Raw genomic sequence first — 22,524 nt, 5'->3', positions numbered from 1 at the left:
TTTAGAGCAAAATTTCAGCTAAAATAAACAACACACCCCACAACGCCGGAGAACTAACAGTGGAAGTTCTAGACATCAAACACAATATCGAAACATTGTCCGATCGACTGGGTACAACCCAGGACTATCTTTGACATCCCCGCACTCACAGCCAAAATTCAAGACTTAGAGCAAATCTGCGCCCAACCAGCATTTTGGGACGACCAAGATCGAGCTCAAGAAACCCTCCAAGAACTTAATGACTTCAAATCTCATTTAGAACAATATCGCGGCTGGCAAACTAGCTTGGAAGATGCTAAAGCTATTTTAGAACTGCTGGAGTTAGAAGCCGACGAGTCCCTGTTCCAAGAAGCCTCATCGAGTCTTTCTCAGTTAACCCGCGAACTCGACCAGTGGGAACTGCAACAATTACTATCTGGGCCCTACGACGAAGGCGGCGCCGTTTTGACGATTAACGCCGGGGCCGGCGGTACAGATGCTCAAGATTGGGCCGAAATGCTGCTGCGGATGTACACCCGCTGGGGGGAAAGTCAAGGTTACAAAGTACATTTAATGGAAATTTCCGAGGGAGAGGAAGCAGGTATTAAATCTGCTTCTTTGGAAATTGTCGGCCGCTACGCTTACGGTTATATGCGATCGGAAAAAGGCACTCACCGTTTGGTCAGAATTTCGCCTTTTAATGCTAACGACAAGCGTCAAACCAGTTTTGCGGGCGTTGAAGTGATGCCAATTCTCGATCGATCCGTCAAGTTGGACATCCCAGAAAAAGATTTGGAAATCACGACTTCCCGCGCTGGCGGCAAGGGCGGGCAAAATGTTAACAAGGTAGAAACCGCAGTCCGCATCGTTCACCTTCCTACCGGCTTGGCCGTCCGCTGTACAGAAGAACGCAGTCAGTTGCAAAATAAGGAAAAAGCTTTGGCATTACTCAAGGCTAGGCTGTTGGTGGTTGCTAAGGAACAGCGGGCTTCGGAAATTGCCGAGATTCGCGGCGACATGGTAGAGGCGGCTTGGGGCAACCAAATTCGCAATTATGTTTTTCACCCATACCAAATGGTCAAGGATTTGCGTACTGGGGTGGAAACAACCGCCATCGCAGATGTAATGAACGGCGAATTAGACCCGTTTATTCAAGCTTACCTGCGGCAGGAAAATCAGTTGATAGCCCAAACTGATTCAACCGCGGGAATCTAATTCGCGCCTTGACATACAAAGTCTGCCTGTGCAAACTAAAGAATCAAGAGCGGTGATGGCAGCGGATTTGCTATAATTTTGGGGTTTTGACCGATCGCCCGACCTTCAACAGGTCGCGCGGTCAAAAACCTTGATATGATAAAACTTGATCTGACAAACACTAAGGAGAAATAATGACCCAAGTTGTAATAGGCGAAAATGAAGGGATTGAGTCAGCCCTACGACGGTTTAAGCGACAAGTTTCCAAAGCGGGTATTTTCCCCGACATGAGAAAACACCGCCACTTTGAAACCCCGTTGGAAAAGCAGAAGCGCAAAGCTATTGCCAGAAGGACTAAGAGACGCTTTCACCGCAATAACAAGCCCTAGAATTATTAGCACTAAATTGATTCGGCAGATATAATGCCTTGCGATTCTAGTACCGCAGCGACTCGGAGAATCACCGCTTCGCTGTAGGGAGCACCAATAATTTGTACCCCCAAGGGCAAAGCGCCGGGCCGCTGTACGGGCACGCAAAGAACGGGCAAGCCAATAAATGATAGGGGTTGGGTGAACAGTCCGAGATTAGGACGCACTAAGATTTCTTGTCCGGCTATTACCATTTTCTCGACGCCAATTTCAGGGGCAGCAATCGGGGTTGCGGGTGCGAGGATGATGTCTGTGTGTTGGAATATTTCGCGAATTCGATCGCGGTACCACTGTCTGAATCTCTGGGCTTGCAAGTACCAAGTAGCAGGGATCAGGGTTCCCGCTAAAAAGCGATCGCGCGTGGCAGGATCGAAGTCTTGAGGGCGCGATCGCAAATTGTCTAAATGCAAGTTTCCCCCCTCGCAAGCGGTAATGATAAATGCCGCAGCCCTGGCGCGATCGGATTCCGGTATGCTGACAGTTGCAAGCCCCCCTATTCTTGGGGGGTTTGTTGTTTTTTCTGTATCTATACCACAATCCAAGACATTTGTCAAGGCTTTAGCAACTATTTCTACAGCATCCATTGCTTCGGGTTCGGCCCCTGTGGCGAAATAGCCGTCAGCAACAGCAATTCGCAATCCTTCGATGCCTTGATTTAACTGCGGCGAACAAAGTTCAGGCGGGCGTTGAGTGCAAACTGGGTCGCGAGAATCAGGGCCTTGCAGGATATCGTACAGCAGTGCGATGTCTCGGATCGATCGGCCAAACGGCCCCACACAATCCAAACTACCCGAAAATAAATAAGCGCCAGCCCTGGACAAACGGCCGTAAGTAGGCTTAAACCCAAAGACACCGCACAAAGCAGCCGGTACGCGGATGGAACCGTTAGTATCAGAACCGAGAGTGAAGGGTACAAAACCGGCGGCGACTGCTGCTGCGGAACCGCCGCTGGAACCGCCGGCGATGCGCGCAGTATCGCGGGGATTGCGAGTCGGGCCGTAGTGGCTGTTTTCGGTGACGAAACCGTAGGCGTACTCGTCCATGTTGAGAGTACCTACGAGGACAGCCCCGGCTTGTTTGAGTCTGGCGACCACCGCCGCGTCGTGAGTAGCCGGAGGATTGTCAGCGTTGATTTTTGACCCTGCTAGGGTGGTAATTCCGGCGACATCGAACAGGTTTTTAACTGCGAAGGGAACGCCTGCTAAAGGGCCTGGGTTTTCATTATTTGCGATGGAATTATCTATTTTTTCGGCTGCTGCGAGGGCGCTTGATGCAGTGATTGCAGTAAAGCAATTAAAAGCTTTATCCTTAACAGCAATCCGTTCCAAAGCAGCACTTACCGCCAGTGTAGCCGTAACCTTACCCGATTTAACAGCCGCTGCCGTAGCAACCGCATCAGCCCTCTCCAAAAAACATCTGCGTTCATCAGCGTACATCTGCCCTCATCTGCGGTTAAAAAACTAAGGTTCAAACACCGGCGCGACTTCTACTTCTGGGGGTAAAGGAAACTCAGTAACGAGTCGGGCGATCGCAGCTATCCTCTCGAAGTTTACCACAACGCCTGGACGATGTTCCGGGTCTAAGGGTAAGTTTATCAGTTCAGCGGTGCGATCGACATATTCTTCTACATTTACCATAAGTCCCTCCCCAAAAAAACATCAGCGTTCATCCGCGTACATCCGCCCCCATCTGCGGTTAAAAATCTAACATTCAGATATAAGTGCGATCGATTATTGTATTGTAAGCGCGATCGGGCTGTTAGTTATTTTCGAGCAGTTTTTTGTATTCCTCGGATTGTCTGATATCATCTAGAGGTGATTTTTGCTCTGGTGGTTCATCAGGACAAAACTTTATAGATGTCTGCGTTTCCCCAGACTGGAAACTTTTATTAACTTCTATTTTAAGCTTTCCTTTTTGCCAACCTTTGGCACCAATCTTAAGAATTTGACAATCGATTCCTTCTTGAGGGGAACTCCAGTTTATATCCCCTGCACGAATTGATGTTTCTTCGTTAATCGACAGAGATTGCATCCAAAAAGATATCGATTCCTTGGGAGATTCTTTTTCTGTTGCCTTGATATGCCATAGTATATGATTAAACCTGCTAGCGGCTAGCTCTTTAAACCTCCGCACCGTAAAAGTAGCTTTATCCAATAACAAAACATCATCATCATCGCCGTCTAGTATCTCATAGCTTCTATTGATTTCATCTTTTTCGTTCATTTTATTTCACCAAATTCTGCTGATTCCTATTTGATACCATTTCAAGCTATCTGAGTCAAGCTGGTTAACAAAATAAATTGACTGTCGCATTTTTCCACTCAAACACTGACAGTTTCCCGCAAGTTCTCAACGGCAACATCCAGCGGAGGCAAAGTAAAATCCTCAGCATCCATCAATTCCTTAACTTTCTCAAAAATCTCCACCTCCGCCTCTTCCTGATCCGTCAGCTTATCATAAAAACAAGGGTCAGTAAACCACTGCTCAAAAGCAAACCTTAACACCCCATTCGGGTCAAGCATAAACTGCCAATACTTAGAAACTCGGTTATCAACTACTTCAAACAGCGGTGCAGGAGTCTGTATGGGATAATAACTGTAATTATCATCACAAATATAGTACCAAACTATTCCCTGCCACGATCGGATTGCATAAACAACATATTCCTTGCCAACTGTCAACGGCAATTCAACCTTTTTAGTATAACCTCGGGCCGGATCAATATAATTTTCCGGTAGAACTTCCCCAGTATTAGCAATACAGCGAACAATCATAACTTGTCTACCTATAAATTCTTAGGTGCTATTTTAGGATATTGTCGTTTAAACTTTAATTCAACTTGTTGCAAAATTTTTGCATTTTCAAACCAGTGTACTTGTACGGAAGCTCCGTTAATTGTAACAGCCTGAATGCTAGTCATCTTATACCAATCTTCAGGATTGCCTCCCTAGAGAGCAACCAGTCTGGAAACATCCCCTAACATATCGTCAGGCCCGCCCTGAATAGCTCTACAATTACCAGACTTAGCATCTTGCAGCAGCAGTTGCTCTGGCAAATTTCTCGGACTCTCATCGGGAATAGCACCTCGATCCATAGTTTAGCAGTTTCAGATGTCAGTTGTTATTAGCGAGTTTTTTATACTCCTCAGATTGGCGGATGTCATCTAGAATAGATTCCGGTTCGGCAAGTTCATCAGGACAAAATTCACAATCTATTTTGATGTTCACATGATAAGGCGTACAATTTAAAGATGCTTTTATTCTAAGCTTACCTTTTTGCCAACTTGGGGAACCGATTTTTAGAAGTTGGCAAGCCATGCCTTCTGGAGGAAAAATCCATTGACCTTTATCCACTTGTAGAGTTAGCCCGCCTATCGAACAATCAAAAAGCGACTTATAAACCATTAATTGCCCAGTATTGGGTATTTTTTCTTCAAGATTTTTAGCAAGCTTCTGCCTCATTAATTCTTTAAATCTTTCAACTGTAAAAGTATCTTTATCAATCATCAAAATATCTGTATCGCACTCTAGGTCTTGAAACTTAGCGTTCATATTTCTTTGTGTGAATAAATTATCTAAAAATATATCATCTCTCATGATATTAGTCAATGCTGCTTTTTAAGCTAGATCCATTTTGATTTTATATCGCGAAGACGGTTGTTGTTTGCACAGCGCCCAATTTAAAAAAAGTGGCGACTTCAGAGTACGAGAAAAGTTGTTTTCGCTGGTACTGTTTCCGCCAGCAACTTACCGCGCGAAATCACATACCGAACCGCAGCGCGCCTCCTAATTGCATCATAACAATCCTCAGCATCCAACACAATCAAATTTGCCGGTTTCCCCGCCTCTATCCCATAATTCTCATCTCCCAGATTGAGAGTTTTAGCACCGTTGACAGTCACCATATCAAAACAAGCTGCAATTTCAGCCATTCCCGTCATCTGACAAACATGAACCGCCATATGAGCGACATCCAACATATTTCCCGTACCTAAACTATACCAAGGATCTTGCACGCAGTCGTGGCCCAAACTCACATTCAATCCCTGCTGCCACAACTCCTTAACCCGCGTCACCCCACGGCGTTTGGGATAAGTATCAGCGCGGCCTTGCAGGGTGATATTAATTAAAGGATTGGCAATAAAATTGATTCGCGCTTTTGCCAAACTTCCCATCAGCTTAAAAGCATAAGCATTGTTGTAAGAACCGAAAGCCGTCGTGTGGCTAGCCGTCACCCGCGAACCCGCCCCGCTTCTAATCGCACAAGCTGCTACAACTTCCAAAAATCTCGACTGTTCATCATCGATTTCATCGCAGTGAACATCTATTAATCTATTGTATTTTTCAGCAAGTTCAAAAATTCGCTCAACCGACTTCACCCCATCTTCCCGCGTCAACTCATAATGCGGAATCCCGCCCACAGCATCCGCACCCATATCCAGAGATTTCTCTAAAAGTTTGTCATTTTCTAGACTTCCGTAAATCCCGTCTTGGGGAAAAGCCACAACTTGCAGAGTCATCCAATCTTTGACTTGTTCGCGAACTTCCAAAAGTCCTTGCAAAGCAGTCAGCGTCGGTTCGCTAACATCAGCGTGACTCCTGACAAACAAAATCCCTTGAGACGCTTGCAGCCTTAAAGTTTCAACAGCCCGTTTTTTGACATCATCCAGAGTTAAACATTGCTTTCGTTCCCCCCAGATTTGAATTCCCTCGAACAAAGTGCCGCTTTGATTCCATCGCGGTTCCCCCGCAGTCAAAGCCGAATCGAGATGAATGTGCGACTCCACAAAAGGAGGACTAACTAAATTGCCTTGAATGTCGATTTCGGATTGTCCAAATTCGGGAATCTGCGGTGAGACGGCGACTATTTGGTCATCCTCAATAGCAATATCAACCGTTGGGCGATCGTCGATCGCACCTAACAAACGACATTGGCGCAGAACAATGCTATACTTTTGCTCAGGCATGACAATTGCACCTAAATTTAACACTTGTAAACGCGATCCTTCCTAGTTGCTACTCAGCCTAGTGAGATAAAAAAATCTCCAATCACTTGCGAATCCCCTCCTTCTCCTCCTCTGCGTCCTCTGCGCCCTCTGCGGTTAAAAAATCTTACTCAAAAAACCAACCTGTAACAAGAATCTCCCCGAATAAAGCGCAACTAAAAATCGCCAACCTCAGACAATCTCAAACTCCAGATTGTGATTTTTCACAAAATTAAAGGTAAAATGGTCAACCACATTAGTATTGCTCAATTCCAGATTGTAAAAATCAACAAAATCCGCATCAAAATAAGGCCCAGCGTGCCAAGTTCCCACATCTAACTTAATAAAACAATTGCCCGGAATCCGAAAAGCAGCCATATCCTCTAAACTCGGTTTATAGCTATCCCCAGGAGGCGCAACCGCCATCAACCAATCCTTCCCATCCAAAGAACCCAAACACTGAGTACATTGAACGTGCCTCGTAATTTGACGAAATGTGCGACCTTTCTGGTGCAGCCGCATAATGTAAAATCTAGGAATCCCATTTTGCAAGTTTAACTGAGCATCGTCAGCATCGAAAAACTTCCCGTCCACAGCCGCAAAAATAACTTGACCGTAACTCCGAAAATTCTCCGGTGTCACCCATTGTGCCAACAATTGCTTAGTCGAAATTGATTCGCTCATACATCCCAACATCCCTAGCTCGATCCGTCATAAATATTCTAATATAAATAGTAAGACCACTGGATTTATACTCTGGGAACAGCCAGGAATAGGCTTTTCGAGTTGTTCCACAAAAAACTTAATTGATTTACTTCCAAATCGCTACAGACATAACCCATCATGCCCTTCCTCTTCCTTCTCTTCCTTAGCGACCTTCGCGTCTTCGCGGTTCGTTAAAAAAATATTAATTAAGTCCGATCGCCCAAAACACCCTTACAATCAAAATCAGCACACTGCTGCAAAAAACGAGCCGGAATATCAGGACGAGCACCCCAGTGCAAATGCAAATAAGAAGCGTGTACCTGAAAAACTCCCCAACCTTCAGCAACCGCCTCAATTTCCCCCCGCTTCCCATACCTCCAACTGTGATAAACTGGGTTAGTCGATTCCACAGTTAAATGCGATCGATGAAACTCATGTCCCCAAACCTCATCAAAAGCAGTTAACACCGAACTATCCCTCACCGCCACAGCTTCTCGGTATCCCAGCGTCAAACGCTTTCCCATCGCAGCAGCAGTTTCCAACACCCCCACCCCTGGCCAAGAATTGCCATCGAAGTCTACAATAGAATCGCACAAATACATCAAACCGCCGCACTCCGCATAAGTCGGCATTCCCGAAAAAATCGCACTTCTTACTGCATCCCGAATTAAAACATTACCGCTCAATTTTTGAGCAAACACTTCGGGAAAACCGCCGCCAAAATATAACCCTTGCACATTGTCAGGAAAAACCAAGTCATCAAGCGGGCTCCAAAATACCAACTCCGCACCCAACTTTTCCAACAAATCAAGATTGTCCTGATAGTAAAAATTAAAAGCCCGATCGCGCGCAACTGCAATCCTCACTCCAAATTGTTTTCCCAAAGAGTTGACAACATCATCTTTTTGAGTTATAATTCCCGAAGGGAGACTGTGCCTACCCAAAAGTTGCTCAGACCCCTCACCCCCCCCATTTTCAGTTGCAGCCAACAAAGGCAAAAGTTGCTCCCAGTCAAAACTAACAGCAGCCAAATCCGCCAACTTATCGATCGCAGCATGAAGATTCGGCAACTCCTCAGCCGGAATCAAACCCAAATGTCGATCGGGAATAGTAACAGCCTCATCCCTACGCAAAACCCCCAAAATAGGTAAATTGAGCGGTTGGAGAGCATCTTGAAGCAGTTCCAAATGTCGATCGCTCGCCACCCGATTCAGCACCAAACCAGCGAATTTAAGGTCAGGGTTAAAAGAACGAAAACCGTGGGCGATCGCAGCCACAGAACCAGAGAGCCTGCTGCAATCTATCACAAACAATACCGGTATATTCAGCAAATAAGCAACATGAGCCGTAGAAGCAAAGGAAAAATCATAATTGCCTTCTTCTTTTCGATAATTAATCCGTGTATCCGTGTCAAAATTCGTGTCGTGCCTTCCTGATTCCTGAGTCCTTCGACTCACTCCATCAAATAAACCCATTACCCCTTCAACTAAGGCATAATCGACATCTTGAATATGACGAGAAAAACACTTTTTTACATAAGATTCAGACGTTAATATAGCGTCTAAATTCCGACAGGGGCGACCCGTGACAAAAGCATGAAACATCGGATCGATGTAATCCGGGCCTACCTTAAAAGATTGAACATTCAAGCCGCGACGGATTAAATAAGCTAAAAGGGCGATCGTCACAGTCGTCTTTCCCGCCCCGCTGCGTTCGCCAGCAATTACTAAAGTCATAGTTATAGTTAGTTCAAATAAATAATAGATAAGATTGCCCAAGTCGCTTTCCAATCAGGAAATAATCTGCGTTTATCGGTGTTAATCTGCCTTGCATCTGCGGTTTCTGTATCAATCAAAGATTTATTGACTCTTTCCTCATAAAAATAGACAGTTGATAAAGTTATGAGTATTGCTCTCGAACCGCTCTAATAATAACTATTTAACGAACCGCGAAGACGCCAAGAGCGCGTTCGGCGAAGCCGTTCCCGAAGGGTAGGAAGAAAAGAGAAGAATAAAAGTAGGGCAGACATTGCCTGCCCCACTGAATATTAACTCAATCCTTCTTCCTTATTTTTTGCTCCTTTCTCCTGATTCCATCCATCCGTTACATCCGTTATATCCGCTACACAATCCGTTGCCGAACTTTTTACCGCTTAGCCAACTTCAGCATTTGAGCCGTCACTGCCAAACTTTCTTCGTAAAGCACATCTCTGCCCCAACTCTGCAAGTGCTGGCCGAGCAACTGTTCCGTCACCTGATCGAACAGAGGACTCACCTGGTTAAACCGATCGGTTTGAGCGCCGCCCTTGGTTTCCATCCGCATACAGCCGCCCACTTCCGAACACAGAACCGTACCGCAGTCAGCCTTCTCGTTCGTAGAATTCAAACGCAGAGCAATCAAATCGCCCGGGACATCGCCCGTATCGGCAGTAGGAATAGCAGCCAACTCCGCTTCTACAACCCGTTCGTCCGGCCCCGCGAATTTAATTCGCTTGATTTGGTAATCGCCATCTTCCTGTTTGAAAGCAACAGGACGCCACTGAAGCCGGCTCGCCAGCCAACCCAAATACATCAGCGCTTGAGTAGAATTGTCCTGTTCGTAATCGATCGTCACCCGATCGATTTCCCGAATTGCAGCGCGGCGTTCCGGGGCGTCAAAAGCCTCAGCAGCCAACTCCTGCCACGCGGCCAGCCGGCGCCAATTGAGATCCGCGATCGGAATTCCCTCCTCGATCAGACTTTGCATCAACAGCAATTCAGCTTCACACTCGGCAAAGCTGCTAGAGTCAACAATCACAGAACTGCTAATTGCCGCCAGCCGCTGGAACAAACCTCGATCGGCATCAGGATTCGCTTTCCACCACAGCAGGGTCGGCAAATCAGCGATAGTCAACGCCGTCACGATGCCGCTCACCCGTTCCAAAGCAGCTTCCGTACCCCGCAGGGTAATGTATTCGCAGCAGATCAGATTGCCAGTGGTGCGCTGGTGAACCGGACAATAAGCAGCCACTTGAGCCTGCACCCCCGTATCTTCCCCCGCCGTCGGGCACAGAGCAATAATCCGGCAGGGATTAGCAGCCACAATCGCGTCAGCCACGCCCGAACCCCCGGAACCCAAGCCACTAGATCCCATCTCTTCGCCTTTTGAATTTTTGCGAGCCACTTCTTCCCGCAAAGTCGCCAGCAATTCAGCGTTAGCTTTGCCAGTTCTCGGCAGCCCGTAAGCTTTTTGAGCCGCCCTAATGCTAGATGCCGTCATCGGCCCGGTAATACCGTCCACCGGCCCGTCGTAAAACCCCAGATCCGCCAATAACCGCTGAGTCTCTTCCGGTTCGTAGACTACAAAAGTAAAAGTTGTTGCCCTACTAGCGATCGAAACATCGCCCTTTGACCCTGATTCTCTGTAACTTTCCCAAATTTGACTCAATTCGGCCTCTATTTGGTCGAGCGACACATCTTTAGGATTTTGCAGCGAAACCAGAGGCGGAGCTTTCATCGGTGTCATTGTCATAAATTTTCTCTCCTTTGTCAGTTTTTAGTCATCAGTCATTGGTCATTAGTTCAGTAGTCCTGGAGATCCCAAAATTTTCGACCCTAGTTTAAGCTCTCAGATTCATCTGTGCAGTAAATCTAAAATCTAAAATCTAAAATCGACTGACTTTTAAAGTCTGCGCCACTTGCGGCCGTCTCTGTTAATTAGCAGTTCTGCTTCCGCCGGTTCCCAAGTACCCGCTTCGTATTTAGGAACCAACTCCTGTTCGTTGGACGATTCCCAAGCCATCAGCGCCGGCGTTACCACCCGCCAAGCTTCTTCCACTTCATCAGAACGGGTAAACAAAGTTTGGTCGCCCAGCATACAGTCAATTAACAGTCGATCGTAAGCATCCGAAGATGTCACCCCAAAAGAAGAACCGTAACTGAAATCCATATCCACCGTCCGCGTCCGCAAATCCGGCCCCGGCATTTTCGCCTCAAACCTCAGCGAAATCCCCTCGTTGGGATGCACGCGCATGGTCAAAACGTTGGGGGTAGTTTGTTGGGCCGCCGACTGAAAAATCATCAGGGGCACTTCGCGAAACTGAATCGCAATTTCGCTGACTTTTTTCGGCAACCGTTTGCCGGTTCGCAGGTAAAAAGGCACTCCCTGCCAGCGCCAGTTGTCGATAGTAAACTTCATCGCCACAAAAGTCGGCGTTGTCGAGTTGGGAGCAACGCCCGGTTCTTCGTGATACCCCGGCACCTGTTTGCCCTTCATCCAACCTGCGGAATATTGACCGCGAATCGCTGAGAACTCCAAGTTATTCAAATCTGCCAAGCGAGTTGCTTGCAGAACTTTCATCTTTTCGGTGCGGATGCTGTCAGCGTCGAGCGAGTTCGGCGGTTCCATCGCCGTCAGACAGAAAATCTGCATCAAGTGGTTTTGCAGCATATCCCGCAGAGCCCCAGAAGATTCGTAGTAACCGGCCCGGTCTTCTACGCCTACTGTTTCTGCAACTGTTATTTGTACGTGATCGACAAATTGCCGGTTCCACAGCGGTTCAAAAATCGCGTTGGCAAAGCGGAATACCATTAAATTCTGAACAGTTTCTTTACCCAAATAGTGGTCTATCCGGTAAACTTGCTGTTCTTGGCAAACCTGCTGCACGACTCGGTTGAGAGCTTTTGCCGAACTCAAGTCGCGGCCGAAGGGTTTTTCAATTACCAAGCGGTGTTTTGCTGGATCGGTCAGCATTTGAGCCGCGCCCAGTTGCCTAATTGCTTCTGGGAAAAAGTTAGGGGATACCGAGAGATAAAATATGTGATTGCCGCGAGTTCTCCTTTCTTCGTCGAGTTCCGCTAAGAAAGCTTTGAGTTTTTGATAGCTTTCGGGGTTGTCAATGTCGCCCGGACAGTAGTACAAACCTTTAGCGAAATCTTTCCATAATTCTTCATTGCCAATGCCGCCGCCAAATTCTTCGATCCCTTCCCGCATTTGCTCTCGGAAGTAATCGTGACTCCAAGGACGGCGGGCCACACCTACCACTGTAACTTCCGGTGGCAAACGCCGATCGCGCCTCATCTGATAAATTGCTGGTACGAGTTTGCGCTGAGTTAGGTCTCCCGAAGCTCCAAAGATTACCAGAATTTGCGGTTCCGGCATCCGTTCTTTTCGCAAACCGACCCTTAGTGGATTTTCAAGTAGCGTTACCATTATTTATTTTCCTTGTTCTAGTGCTGTTAACCCTGCCAAGACACCATGATAGTTTGCGGTCATTTCTGCTAGTTGCTGGGTCGGAGAGTTAATCGGTTCTTCATACTGCTAGAGGAGGCAGATGATTTTGCTCTCTAGGAACTCTGACACCCATTAATCTCAAAATTCCTAGAGAAAATTTAAAACTCAGCATTTAAGAACCCAAATAATTATCTATTCTGATTCCTAAATGCTTCTGCCTTTCAGGATACAGATATCTGCCTAAGCGACGGGTGACAACTTCTGCACTTTCTCTTGCAAGGAATCCATCAGGGATTGGAACGGGGTGACGAATTTCTCAATCCCGTCGAGGAGCAAGTCTGCCATTACTTTGTCCAAGTTGATGTCGATGTCGGGATCTTTGAGACTTTCGATCAGCGTGTAAGCTTCTGCAACGTTGTTCTCAATCCGGGGTGCAACATCGCAGTGGTCGAAACAAGCTTCAACAGTGTTCGGCGGCAAAGTGTTAACTGTGTCTGGGCCGATTAGTTCATCGACATACATGACATCGCTGTAGTTGGGGTTTTTGGTGCTGGTGGAAGCCCACAACAGCCGCTGCACTTTTGCTCCCTTCGCGGCTAATGCTTGCCAGCGATCGCTCGCTACGATCTCTTTATACTTCTGGTAAGCTACTTTCGCATTGGCGATCGCAATTTTCCCCTTCACTGCTTCCAGTTTAGCTTTTGTGGAAATATCTGTGACATTTTTGAGTTTCTCGTCAATCTTGCCATCGATATTGATGTCGATCCGGCTCAAGAAGAAACTGGCAACAGAAGCAGTATTGCTCACATCCAAACCTTTAGCCGCCCGCGCTTCTAAACCGCGAATGTAAGCCCAGAAGGTTTCGACGTAGCTGTCAACCGAGAACAGCAAAGTCACGTTAACGTTAATCCCTTCGCTGATGACTCGCTCGACTGCGGGCAACCCTTCAGCGGTTCCCGGAATCTTAATCATCACATTTTCTTTGCCGAGGGCTTTGTAATAGCGCATGGCTTCGCTAATCGTGCTTTCTGTATCGTTGGCGATTGTCGGTGGCACTTCAATGCTAATGTAACCGTCCAAACCCTTCGACTCTGCGTAAACTGGGGCGAAGATGTCGCAAGCGTTGCGGATATCTTCAAATACCAGAGATTCGTAAATCTCCATGACAGATTTGCCCGCCCGGATGCCAGCTTCGATATCCGCGTCGTAAATTACATTACCCGCGATCGCTTTCTCAAAAATAGCTGGATTAGATGTAATCCCGCGCAGTCCCCTACTTTCAATCATCTGTTTGAGTTCGCCGGACTCGATCAGATCCCGAGTCAAATTGTCCATCCAAATACTTTGGCCAATTTCTTCGATTTCTAACAGGTGATTCTTTGTCGTTTCTGTCATTACTTTAACTCCTACAATTTGATAATTGGGAATTGGGAATTTGGCATCGGCCCTAAAAGCATTGGGCATTGCTTAGTTATTAGTTGTTAGTTGTGATGTTTTGGTTGTGATTTTTTGGTTCTCATAACCAATAACCAATAACCAATAACTAATAACTAATAACTAATGACTTCATTCTTCAAGTTTTCTAGGATTGCGCGATCGATCTTGAATAAAAGACTCCACCATCGCTACATTTTCTTTGCTACCGACAATCAAGGGCGATCGCTCGTGCAGTTTGGTCGGCACAACGTCTAAGATGTCTTGAACTCCCGTACTGGCGCGCCCGCCGGCTTGCTCCATCAAAAACGCCAAAGGAGCCGATTCGTAGAGCAAACGCAATTTGCCCTCGGGTTTTTTCACGGTTCCCGGGTACAAAAACACGCCTCCCTGAAATAAAATCCGGTGGAAATCTCCCACCAAAGCCCCGCCGTACCGGGCGATGTAGCCTTCGCTGCGGTGTACGTAGCGAATGTAGTCTCTCAAAGATTCCTCCCACTGCCAGAAGTTGCCTTCATTAACGCTGTAAATCGGGCCGCGATCGGGAACCTTAATGTTTTCGTTAGCTAGAATAAACTCGCCCAAACTGGGGTCGAGGGTAAAGGAATGAACGCCCTGACCGATCGAATAAACCAGCATGGTACTGGGGCCGTAGAGCACGTAGCCGGCCGCTATTTGTTTGTGTCCGTGTTGCAGCAAGTCGGAAGCCGAACCGTCTGCATCGTCCCCCTCTTGCTTGCGGATGCTGAATATGGAGCCGACATTGAGATTGATGTCAAGATTGGAAGAACCGTCTATAGGGTCGTAGAGCAGACTGTAGCGTCCGATCGGACAGTTTTCGGGAATGTAGTAGGGTTTTTCCATTTCCTCCGAAGCCAAGCGGCATACCAGTCCGCTTTGCTGGAATACCGAGATAAACACTTCATTGGCATAGATATCCATCTTTTTGACGGATTCTCCCTGCACGTTCACAGCCCCTGTAAACCCTAAAGCATCTTCCATTAATCCGGCTCTGCTGAGTCGCCTCGCGATCAGCTTGGCAGCTAGTCCGATGCGATTCATCAGCGCGCTGAGATCCTGAGCATCTGCCGAAAAGCTGTGGAGTTGCTGGAGTACGTGACGGGATAGAGTCGTGCAATCGCGGTCTAGGGCTTGCACCTGATCGATCGGGCCCAGTCGGGCTTCCCCTGTCGGCGCTTGTACCATGATATTGATAACCTCCCTGTCTTGCGGCTCTGAGTTTGGGATCTTCAGGTGCTTGACACTTGCTCCTGAATCGGCTACTAGACCGATCGTCCCCTAACTTCTATCTTAGGGAGGGTTTTGCGAAAGGGCGTCGAACTTTAGGTGAATTTTAGATCCCCACACAAAATTGAGGCGTTCGATCGAGTGTTGAGCCGGGAATTGTATCCTAAATCACTAAATTTTTTGATTAACCGCAGAGAACGCAGAGGGCGCAGAGGGAGAAAGTGGCGATAGAGAAGCCTACGAACGTTGGCTAGCATCTCAAAAAGACCGACAATTTCTTTTGCGCGAAAAAGATGTAGAACCTATTGTTAATTTGCCGGAATTGCTTGCAGGCATTTACGATCGCGCCGGCTGTGATTATCGGCTCGATTACGATCGAGATCCCGTACGTAATTTTTCGCCAAAGGTGATAGGACACTCCAAAATTCTGGGTAAGCTATCCATAGAAATACGGTAATTGAAATTTAAGCAAATATACAGAGTCAGTTATTGACTTTTCTATTGACTTGTTTGAAATATACTCAAACACTCAATTTACATTGCATAAATTTTTCAAAACTTGGGTTTTAAAAACCCACATATAAAATGTTTGTTGGTACTCATCAACCCAGGATAATGCTATGGATATTGTTGAACAAATTCCCCATAACTTAGTCAAACACTATCAAATTAAAAAGCTACTCGGAGAAGGCGGTAGTAGCACAACTTATGAAGCCGTTGACCTCCAAACACACCAGCGAGTCGCACTTAAAGCTTTGTCTTTACAGAAGATGAATGACTGGAAAGTCCTGGAACTATTTGAACGAGAAGCCAATGTTTTATCAAAATTGAATCATCCGGGAATTCCGCGTTATTTGGATTATTTTTATGTCGATACTCCCGATAACCGTTGTTTTTATATAGTACAAGAACTGGCCCAAGGGCAATCTCTAGCAAGTTTAGTGGAAAATGGCTGGCACGCTAGCGAATCCGAAATTCAACGCATTGCCACACAAATTTTGGAGATTTTAGTTTATCTCCATTCACAGAAACCACCTGTTATCCACCGGGATATTAAACCAGAGAACATTGTATTCAAATCGCCGATCGATTCCCACAAAGAAAAAGACTGGGCAGTCTGCTTAGTAGATTTTGGAGCAGTGCAAAACACTTATTACAATACTTTAATGCGAGGAAGTACCGTAGTTGGAACCTATGGTTATATGGCTCCAGAACAATTTCTCGGACAAGCCGTACCTGCAACAGATTTATATGGTTTAGGAGGGACGTTGTTGTATTTACTAACCCACCGTTCCCCGGCCGAATTACCAACAAATATACTAGAGAAAGATTTTCGCTCTCAAATTCAGATTTCTTCAGCATTTGCCGATTGGTTAGAAAAAATGATAGCGCCAGATTTAGAAAACCGCTTTAACTCGGCAAAAGAAGCGCTTGAATCTCTTCGCCATCCTCGAATAGTTAACGTTAAATCCAATCCGACGCAATGGAAAAAGCGCCTCAAAATAGGAATTGCTGCTATTGCTACTGTTGCTGTTTTCAATCACTTTAAATATCCGATCCTTAACCGGATTGGATTTACACCCAATGCAGTTGTCGAGGCTGTTGAACGGGGAGATACTCAAACTGTTAGGCATTATCTGGATCTTGGCATTAATGCTAATAGCAGGGTAAATAATCAGAATTTACTACACTTTGCTGGCTCAAAAGAGGTGGCAGAATTGTTAATTGCCAAAGGTGCAGATGTCAACGCTAAGGGTGTATATGGCTGGACCCCATTACACCTCGCTGCTGTGTCCGATCGCATAAAAGTGGCACAGACGCTAATTGCTAAAGGTGCAGATATTAACGCCTGGGGAGAAGCTCAATTTGAGTCGTGTAATATTACATGTACAACTCCTCTGTTCTTTGCCCGATCGCCTGAAATGGCCAAGTTGCTGATTGCTAAAGGTGCGGATGTCAATGCCAAAAACAAAAATGGCTTGACTCCTCTACATAGGGCGCGATCGAAGGCGATCGCAAAGATACTACTCGCCGCAGGCGCAAAAATTAACATCAAAGAAGACAATGCCCAAAATGGCAAGAGTACAGCTTTATTACATAAGGCAGCCCAAATAGGTTTTAAGGAGTTGGTACAACAGCTAATTAAAGACGGTGCAAATGTGGCGATCCGCGATGACTATCGAAGAACTCCACTGCACTATGCAACCACAAAAGAAGTTGCTGCTTTGCTAATGTTGGATGTCAATGCTAGGGACAAATCTGGAAATACTCCGTTACACCTAGCTGTCGATCGAGGATCTCAAGATATCGCTGAACTGCTAATTGCTAATGGCGCAAGGGTTAACGTTAGAAATGCGAACGGTCAAACTCCATTGTATCAAGCGATCGCGATCGGACACAATGATATTGCTGCACTGCTAATTAACAACGGTACAGATGTCAATAATATAGATGGATCTGGCACAACTCCACTGCACAAAGCCGCCCATTATGGCACTGTAAAAATCTTAAAGTTGCTGATTGCTAAAGGTGCAGAAATTAACATCCAGGATAATCAAAGAAAAACTCCACTGGATATCGCCGTAGACCTGAAACTTCAGGATACAGTGGCGCTGCTAATTAGTAAAAACCCAGATGTTAATAGTGAAGACAAAGAAGGCAGAACTTTACTGCATATCGCTGTCGATTTCAAACTTGAGGATGTAGCCAAAAAACTCATTGCTAAAGGTGCATTCGTTAATGCCAAAAATAACTTGCTTCAAACTCCCCTGCATCTTGCTGTTGCTCAAGGATCTCAAGATATCGCTGAACTGCTAATTGCTAATGGTGCAAGGGTTAACGCTAGAAATGATAACGGTCAAACTCCCCTGGATCTTGCTGTTGCTCAAGGCTCTCAAGATATCGCTGAACTGCTAATTGCTAATGGTGCAAGGGTTAACGCTAGAAATGAGAACGGTCAAACTCCATTGTATCAAGCGATCGCGATCGGACACAATGATATTGCTGCCCTGCTAGTTAAAAACGGTGCAGATGTTAATAACAGAGATACATGCAACACAACTCCACTGCACAAAGCCGCACATTATGGCACTGTAGAAATCTTACAATTGCTTATTGATAAAGGCGCGACAATTAACGCTACAAACTGCTACGGTGAAACGCCACTAAAGATAGCAGAAACTGACTCTACTCCCAACCGACAAGCAGCAGCCGAAATACTTAGAGCTCGCGGCGCAACCTACTAATTGTCCGAACAAAATCAACCCAGGCACAAAAATATGGAAATCATGCAAAAATCGGAAAAAATAGTTGCTGAAAGATATCGCATAATCGGCAAATTAGGACAGGGTGGAGTTGGAATCACCTATGCTGCTGTAGATTTAAACAGCAATCAAAAAGTTGCACTCAAAGCTTTATCCCTGCGCCTGACAACTGAATGGAAGAAAATCGAGTTATTTGAACGAGAAGCAAAAACTTTATCGGGATTGAATCATCCGGGAATTCCTCGCTACATTGACTACTTTCAAGTTGATACTTCCCAAGATCGTTGTTTTTATATCGCCCAACAACTCGCACATGGAAAATCTCTCGCACAATTGATAGAAAATGGCTGGAAACCAAATGAATCGCAAGTTCGTCATATCGCCGATAAAGTGCTAGAAATTCTAGTTTATCTGCAATCGCTGTTACCTGCTACTATCCACCGAGATATCAAACCTCAAAATATAATTCTGCAAAAAAACGGGCGAGTCTTCCTAGTTGATTTTGGTGCAGTTCAAAATACTTACCATCATACCGTTACTGGAGGCAGTACCGTTGTCGGGACCTACGGTTACATGGCACCAGAACAATTCCGAGGAAAAGCTGTATTATCAACAGATTTGTATGGATTAGGAACAACGCTGCTTTTCCTGTTAACCCAGAAATTTCCATCGGATTTACCCAGACAAAAGCTGAAGGTAAAATTCCGCGATCGCGTCTCTATTTCTCCAGAGTTTGCCGACTGGTTAGAGAAGATAATTGAAGCCGCAATTGAAGATCGATTTCACTCAGCAAAAGATGCTTTATCAGCGCTGCGAGGGGAACAGCAAAGCGGGATTAATCCCGAAAAAATGTTTAAGCGATCTCCCCAATCCCGAATTACTTTAATTGACGCTCAACGGTGGTTATTCATTAAGATATACCCCGATCGTTTTCCTAGCAAAATCAAAGGGTTTTTCCAATTCATTCATCTGAGTTATAAAGTTTTACTTCCCTTCTTTTTGATTCTGTTATTTTTTGATTTAATCGTATGGTTAATTGGCGGACCGATATACTCGATAGTTAGCTTGTTTAAATACACTTTAGCCTACTCGCTAGGTAAATCATTTCATCTGTTTGTATTTATATCAAGCAAACCTGTAATAATATTTACCGTATTTTATGCTTTGATGTTCTTGTGTAGGTGCTTGTGTAGGATTGCTTCTTGTCTATTTACTAGACCAATTCAAATCCGTCCTCAAGATATCCAGCGGGTAAAGTTGAGCGTAATTCATCTGCCATTGCTCAAAAAATCGATGACTTTTTGCCGGATTCGCACCAAGTCGCGTAACTATTGTTTTGGCTTATTTTTGCCGCAAGCTGAGAAAGAATGGTTGGTAGGGGAATTGAATGATTGTTTAAGTAAACTAAAATAAATCATTGTTGTTATCCACAGATTGGATTAAAAACCCGTTTTTTTTCGGAGTGCGTGGGTTAAGTAAATGCGGAGGTATAGAAGATTTTATGTACTAATTTAGGCAATAATAATCATCAAAAAATCCTGGATCGGGCATGAGAATAAAACTATAAATAATCTCGATATTTATGAAATAGGACTGCAAAAGGGGAAGGCGATCGCACTTCTGGAATAGGTAGCTAAAAGATTAGTTGAGAGTAGCGATCGCGTTTTCGATTGGTTATGCTTGACTCAGGGCGATCGTTTCTGCCAATTGACTTACCAACACAAATAAAGATGTTTGTGCTTAAATACTGTCAAGGCAAGAAATATCTCGCCCTGATTGGGGTAGTGTCGTTAAGCTCCTGTATCTCCTAAGCGTGAAGGTTCCATTGATGAGTATTTCTACTCAAAATAAAAAAACTATCCTGTTTTTGGCAGCCAACCCGAAAAACTCAACTCCCCTGCGCTTAGGTGAAGAGGCGAAGGAAATTGCAGAGGGGTTGCAACGCTCACAAAAGCGCGACAAGTTTCAACTGGAGCAACAGTGGGCGGTGACGCCCAGAGAAATGCAGCGAGCCGTATTAGATTTTAAACCAGAGATTGTGCATTTCTCCGGGCATGGTGCAGGAGAAAGCGGTTTAGCCCTAGAAGATGACATGGGGCAGATTAAGCTGGTAAATGCCAAAGCTTTGGCAGCTTTGTTTGAGGCGTTTAAGGAGTACGTGGAGTGCGTCATACTCAATGCTTGCTATTCAGAAGTGCAAGCGGCGGCGATCACACGTCACATTCCCTATGTGATCGGCATGAAGCAAGCGGTGGGAGATAACGCTGCACGAGAATTTGCTGTGGGTTTTTACGATACGTTGGCGGCGGGGGAGTCGATCGAATTTGCCTACAAGTTGGGTTGCGTTAGCATCAGCATGGCAGGTATTCCAGAAGAGCTGACTCCGGTATTGAAGAAAAAGTCGGATTTTTCTGACGCAGCAGATGGATCGCGCGATGCTTCTGTTAGCAATATAGTTGAGGAGTCGTCGCCTGAGGTGGAAAATCCGCGATCGATCGCCGCACCTCCCCTTTCTCTTCTCAACTTAGATAACCCAGAAGGTTCTGTGAGTTTAGATTCACCCCTATATATCGATCGACCTCCCATTGAATCGGACTGCTACCAAACTATTGTCAAACCCGGAGCTTTAATCCGAATCAAAGCTCCCCGGCAAATGGGAAAAACTTCCTTAGTGCAGCGAATTTTATACCACGCAAAGGAAAAGGGATATCAAACAGCGTATTTAAACTTTCAATGGGCTGATGGTAGTTTTCTCACCAATCTTGATGAGTTGTTGCAGTGGTTTTGTGGTGAGATTACCAATGAATTAAATTTAGAAGATAGGTTAGGAGAATATTGGAAAGGCGTTCTCGGCAGTAAAAATAAAAGCACGAAGTATTTCCAACGCTATCTACTATCTGACAGCGATCAGCCTCTTGTTTTAGGGTTAGATGAAGTCGATCGCATTTTTGAGCATTCCGAAATAGCCACCGACTTCTTTGGATTATTACGAGCTTGGCACGAACGGGGAAAAAATGAGGAGATTTGGAAAAAGCTGAGGTTAGTCATTTCTCACTCTCAAGAAGTTTATATCCCTCTCAATATTAATCAGTCGCCATTTAACGTGGGATTGCCCATAGAGTTACCTGAACTCAATCAGAGACAGGTAACAGATTTAGTGAATCGACACCAATTAAATTGGTCAAATCAAGAGATTTGTGACCTGATCGAAATGGTGGGCGGTCATCCTTATTTAGTTAGAGTTGCTCTCTACCAAATTGCCAGGGGGAGAATTACCTTAGATAGCTTGCTAAAAGTCGCTCCTACTGAAGAAGGCCCTTACTACGATCATTTACGACGGCATTTAGTTAACTTGGAAACAGATGCAGAACTAGCAGCAACAATTAGACAAGTGATTAACAGCGAACAACCTGTAGAGATTCACACCGGAGAGGCTTTTAAATTGCGAAGCATGGGGTTGATCAAATTTCAGGGAAATGCTGTTATGCCATTGTGTGGTTTGTATCGTCAATATTTTAGCCATCGCCTAGCCTCTCCCCGAGCGAATATGACTGCTGTGCAACAAACTAATAACCAATCAAGCTTGCACGTAGAGAGTAATTTAGCAGCTATTATTTTTTCGGATGTCGTTAATTCCACCGCCTTATCAGTTGCCAACCAAAAGCTGACACTAGAATTAGTGAATCGAGATTTCAACATCATCCGAGGCATCTGCGCTAAACATCAAGGCAAAGTCCTGAAAGAAATGGGCGATGGTTTATTAATTTGCTTTCCAGACAGTGCCGTAAAAGCAGTCGCCTGTGCGCTAGAAATACAGCGAAATTTCGCCGAAGCTGCTACAACCTTACCTGCGAGTCATGTCCTCCAACACCGCATTGGTATTCACTTGGGGGAAATATTCTCTCTTAATAATGATATCAGGGGGGCTGGTGTAAATTTAGCTGCTCGTTTAGAAGGGAAAGCACAGCCAGGAGGAATCTGTATTTCTGAAACAGTTTATCAAGTCGTTAAAACCCATTTATCTTTAAATGTGATTGACTTAGGTCTGCAACAGTTAAAGGGAATTCCTGAACCTGTA

At 45.4% G+C, this 22,524-nt stretch carries 19 protein-coding genes; 6 read left to right on the top strand and 13 right to left on the bottom strand.

Annotated features, from left to right (window positions below; all coding sequences use genetic code 11):
- Window positions 1–59: 59 nt before the first annotated feature.
- Together prfB and rpsU are read left to right on the top strand one after the other, a co-directional pair.
- Window positions 60–1,194, top strand: a protein-coding gene (prfB, locus tag QUA99_RS13025; protein ID WP_333237020.1) for a peptide chain release factor 2 whose coding sequence is annotated in 2 segments (ribosomal slippage) — window positions 60–131 and window positions 133–1,194 — 1,134 coding nt in all. Because the reading frame shifts where the segments join, the coding sequence is not laid out codon by codon here.
- A 173-nt stretch (window positions 1,195–1,367) separates the two neighbouring features.
- Window positions 1,368–1,562, top strand: a complete 195-nt coding sequence (rpsU, locus tag QUA99_RS13020; RefSeq protein ID WP_006632476.1) for a 30S ribosomal protein S21 — start codon at window positions 1,368–1,370, stop codon at window positions 1,560–1,562.
- Window positions 1,563–1,573: 11 nt separating this feature from the next.
- Here the strand turns inward: rpsU and QUA99_RS13015 are convergent, their stop codons facing one another.
- The 13 genes from QUA99_RS13015 to fbp form a co-directional block, all read right to left on the bottom strand.
- Window positions 1,574–3,037, bottom strand: coding sequence for an AtzE family amidohydrolase (locus tag QUA99_RS13015; RefSeq protein ID WP_333237022.1), 1,464 nt, complete (start codon window positions 3,035–3,037; stop codon window positions 1,574–1,576).
- 24 nt (window positions 3,038–3,061) lie between these two features.
- Window positions 3,062–3,238: a DUF4089 domain-containing protein gene (locus QUA99_RS13010; protein ID WP_015176516.1), complete on the bottom strand. Its 177-nt coding sequence runs from the start codon at window positions 3,236–3,238 to the stop codon at window positions 3,062–3,064.
- Between the two features lie 121 nt (window positions 3,239–3,359).
- The gene (locus QUA99_RS13005) at window positions 3,360–3,824 is read right to left on the bottom strand and encodes a KGK domain-containing protein (protein WP_333237024.1); all 465 of its coding nucleotides are present in this window, start codon (window positions 3,822–3,824) and stop codon (window positions 3,360–3,362) included.
- Window positions 3,825–3,922: 98 nt separating this feature from the next.
- Window positions 3,923–4,375: a hypothetical protein gene (locus QUA99_RS13000; protein ID WP_333237025.1), complete on the bottom strand. Its 453-nt coding sequence runs from the start codon at window positions 4,373–4,375 to the stop codon at window positions 3,923–3,925.
- Between the two features lie 173 nt (window positions 4,376–4,548).
- Window positions 4,549–4,695: a hypothetical protein gene (locus tag QUA99_RS12995; protein ID WP_333237027.1), complete on the bottom strand. Its 147-nt coding sequence runs from the start codon at window positions 4,693–4,695 to the stop codon at window positions 4,549–4,551.
- A 19-nt stretch (window positions 4,696–4,714) separates the two neighbouring features.
- On the bottom strand, window positions 4,715–5,197 hold the full coding sequence (locus QUA99_RS12990) for a KGK domain-containing protein (protein WP_333237029.1): 483 nt from the start codon (window positions 5,195–5,197) through the stop codon (window positions 4,715–4,717).
- A gap of 101 nt (window positions 5,198–5,298) precedes the next feature.
- A complete protein-coding gene (gene codA / locus QUA99_RS12985; RefSeq protein WP_333237031.1) occupies window positions 5,299–6,567 on the bottom strand; it encodes a cytosine deaminase in 1,269 nt (422 codons plus the stop codon).
- Between the two features lie 210 nt (window positions 6,568–6,777).
- Window positions 6,778–7,269, bottom strand: coding sequence for an ureidoglycolate lyase (locus QUA99_RS12980; protein ID WP_333237033.1), 492 nt, complete (start codon window positions 7,267–7,269; stop codon window positions 6,778–6,780).
- A 227-nt stretch (window positions 7,270–7,496) separates the two neighbouring features.
- Window positions 7,497–9,026: a cobyrinate a,c-diamide synthase gene (locus tag QUA99_RS12975; RefSeq protein WP_333237035.1), complete on the bottom strand. Its 1,530-nt coding sequence runs from the start codon at window positions 9,024–9,026 to the stop codon at window positions 7,497–7,499.
- Window positions 9,027–9,435: 409 nt separating this feature from the next.
- On the bottom strand, window positions 9,436–10,800 hold the full coding sequence (opcA, locus tag QUA99_RS12970) for a glucose-6-phosphate dehydrogenase assembly protein OpcA (RefSeq protein WP_333237037.1): 1,365 nt from the start codon (window positions 10,798–10,800) through the stop codon (window positions 9,436–9,438).
- Window positions 10,801–10,950: 150 nt separating this feature from the next.
- On the bottom strand, window positions 10,951–12,480 hold the full coding sequence (gene zwf / locus QUA99_RS12965) for a glucose-6-phosphate dehydrogenase (protein WP_333237039.1): 1,530 nt from the start codon (window positions 12,478–12,480) through the stop codon (window positions 10,951–10,953).
- A gap of 261 nt (window positions 12,481–12,741) precedes the next feature.
- Entirely contained in the window at window positions 12,742–13,896 is a 1,155-nt protein-coding gene (gene tal, locus QUA99_RS12960; protein WP_333237043.1) for a transaldolase, read from the bottom strand.
- A 171-nt stretch (window positions 13,897–14,067) separates the two neighbouring features.
- Complete coding sequence (gene fbp, locus QUA99_RS12955) at window positions 14,068–15,141, bottom strand: class 1 fructose-bisphosphatase (protein WP_333237044.1); 1,074 nt, start codon at window positions 15,139–15,141, stop codon at window positions 14,068–14,070.
- 322 nt (window positions 15,142–15,463) lie between these two features.
- Here fbp and QUA99_RS33125 point away from each other — a divergent pair, with 322 nt between their 5' ends.
- The 4 genes from QUA99_RS33125 to QUA99_RS12940 form a co-directional block, all read left to right on the top strand.
- Window positions 15,464–15,640, top strand: a complete 177-nt coding sequence (locus tag QUA99_RS33125) for a hypothetical protein (protein ID WP_445251005.1) — start codon at window positions 15,464–15,466, stop codon at window positions 15,638–15,640.
- Window positions 15,641–15,803: 163 nt separating this feature from the next.
- On the top strand, window positions 15,804–18,428 hold the full coding sequence (locus tag QUA99_RS12950; protein ID WP_333237046.1) for an ankyrin repeat domain-containing protein: 2,625 nt from the start codon (window positions 15,804–15,806) through the stop codon (window positions 18,426–18,428).
- A gap of 33 nt (window positions 18,429–18,461) precedes the next feature.
- Window positions 18,462–19,859, top strand: coding sequence for a serine/threonine-protein kinase (locus QUA99_RS12945; protein ID WP_333237049.1), 1,398 nt, complete (start codon window positions 18,462–18,464; stop codon window positions 19,857–19,859).
- 415 nt (window positions 19,860–20,274) lie between these two features.
- Window positions 20,275–22,524: AAA-like domain-containing protein (locus QUA99_RS12940; protein WP_333237050.1), on the top strand; the 2,250-nt coding region annotated here is incomplete at its 3' end.

This window comes from Microcoleus sp. F10-B2 (assembly GCF_036704965.1).
Lineage (GTDB): Bacteria > Cyanobacteriota > Cyanobacteriia > Cyanobacteriales > Microcoleaceae > Microcoleus.
The sequence above is the reverse complement of the archived record's forward strand: the minus strand, read 5'-3'. Positions and strand labels throughout refer to the sequence as shown.

Bases quoted from the DNA above. Each gene is read 5' to 3' on its own strand.
- rpsU (WP_006632476.1), top strand. From the start codon at position 1,368: ATGACCCAAGTTGTAATAGGCGAAAATGAAGGGATTGAGTCAGCCCTA.
- QUA99_RS13015 (WP_333237022.1), bottom strand. From the start codon at position 3,037: ATGTACGCTGATGAACGCAGATGTTTTTTGGAGAGGGCTGATGCGGTT.
- QUA99_RS13010 (WP_015176516.1), bottom strand. From the start codon at position 3,238: ATGGTAAATGTAGAAGAATATGTCGATCGCACCGCTGAACTGATAAAC.
- QUA99_RS13005 (WP_333237024.1), bottom strand. From the start codon at position 3,824: ATGAACGAAAAAGATGAAATCAATAGAAGCTATGAGATACTAGACGGC.
- QUA99_RS13000 (WP_333237025.1), bottom strand. From the start codon at position 4,375: ATGATTGTTCGCTGTATTGCTAATACTGGGGAAGTTCTACCGGAAAAT.
- QUA99_RS12995 (WP_333237027.1), bottom strand. From the start codon at position 4,695: ATGGATCGAGGTGCTATTCCCGATGAGAGTCCGAGAAATTTGCCAGAG.
- QUA99_RS12990 (WP_333237029.1), bottom strand. From the start codon at position 5,197: ATGAGAGATGATATATTTTTAGATAATTTATTCACACAAAGAAATATG.
- codA (WP_333237031.1), bottom strand. From the start codon at position 6,567: ATGCCTGAGCAAAAGTATAGCATTGTTCTGCGCCAATGTCGTTTGTTA.
- QUA99_RS12980 (WP_333237033.1), bottom strand. From the start codon at position 7,269: ATGAGCGAATCAATTTCGACTAAGCAATTGTTGGCACAATGGGTGACA.
- QUA99_RS12975 (WP_333237035.1), bottom strand. From the start codon at position 9,026: ATGACTTTAGTAATTGCTGGCGAACGCAGCGGGGCGGGAAAGACGACT.
- opcA (WP_333237037.1), bottom strand. From the start codon at position 10,800: ATGACAATGACACCGATGAAAGCTCCGCCTCTGGTTTCGCTGCAAAAT.
- zwf (WP_333237039.1), bottom strand. From the start codon at position 12,480: ATGGTAACGCTACTTGAAAATCCACTAAGGGTCGGTTTGCGAAAAGAA.
- tal (WP_333237043.1), bottom strand. From the start codon at position 13,896: ATGACAGAAACGACAAAGAATCACCTGTTAGAAATCGAAGAAATTGGC.
- fbp (WP_333237044.1), bottom strand. From the start codon at position 15,141: ATGGTACAAGCGCCGACAGGGGAAGCCCGACTGGGCCCGATCGATCAG.
- QUA99_RS12950 (WP_333237046.1), top strand. From the start codon at position 15,804: ATGGATATTGTTGAACAAATTCCCCATAACTTAGTCAAACACTATCAA.
- QUA99_RS12945 (WP_333237049.1), top strand. From the start codon at position 18,462: ATGGAAATCATGCAAAAATCGGAAAAAATAGTTGCTGAAAGATATCGC.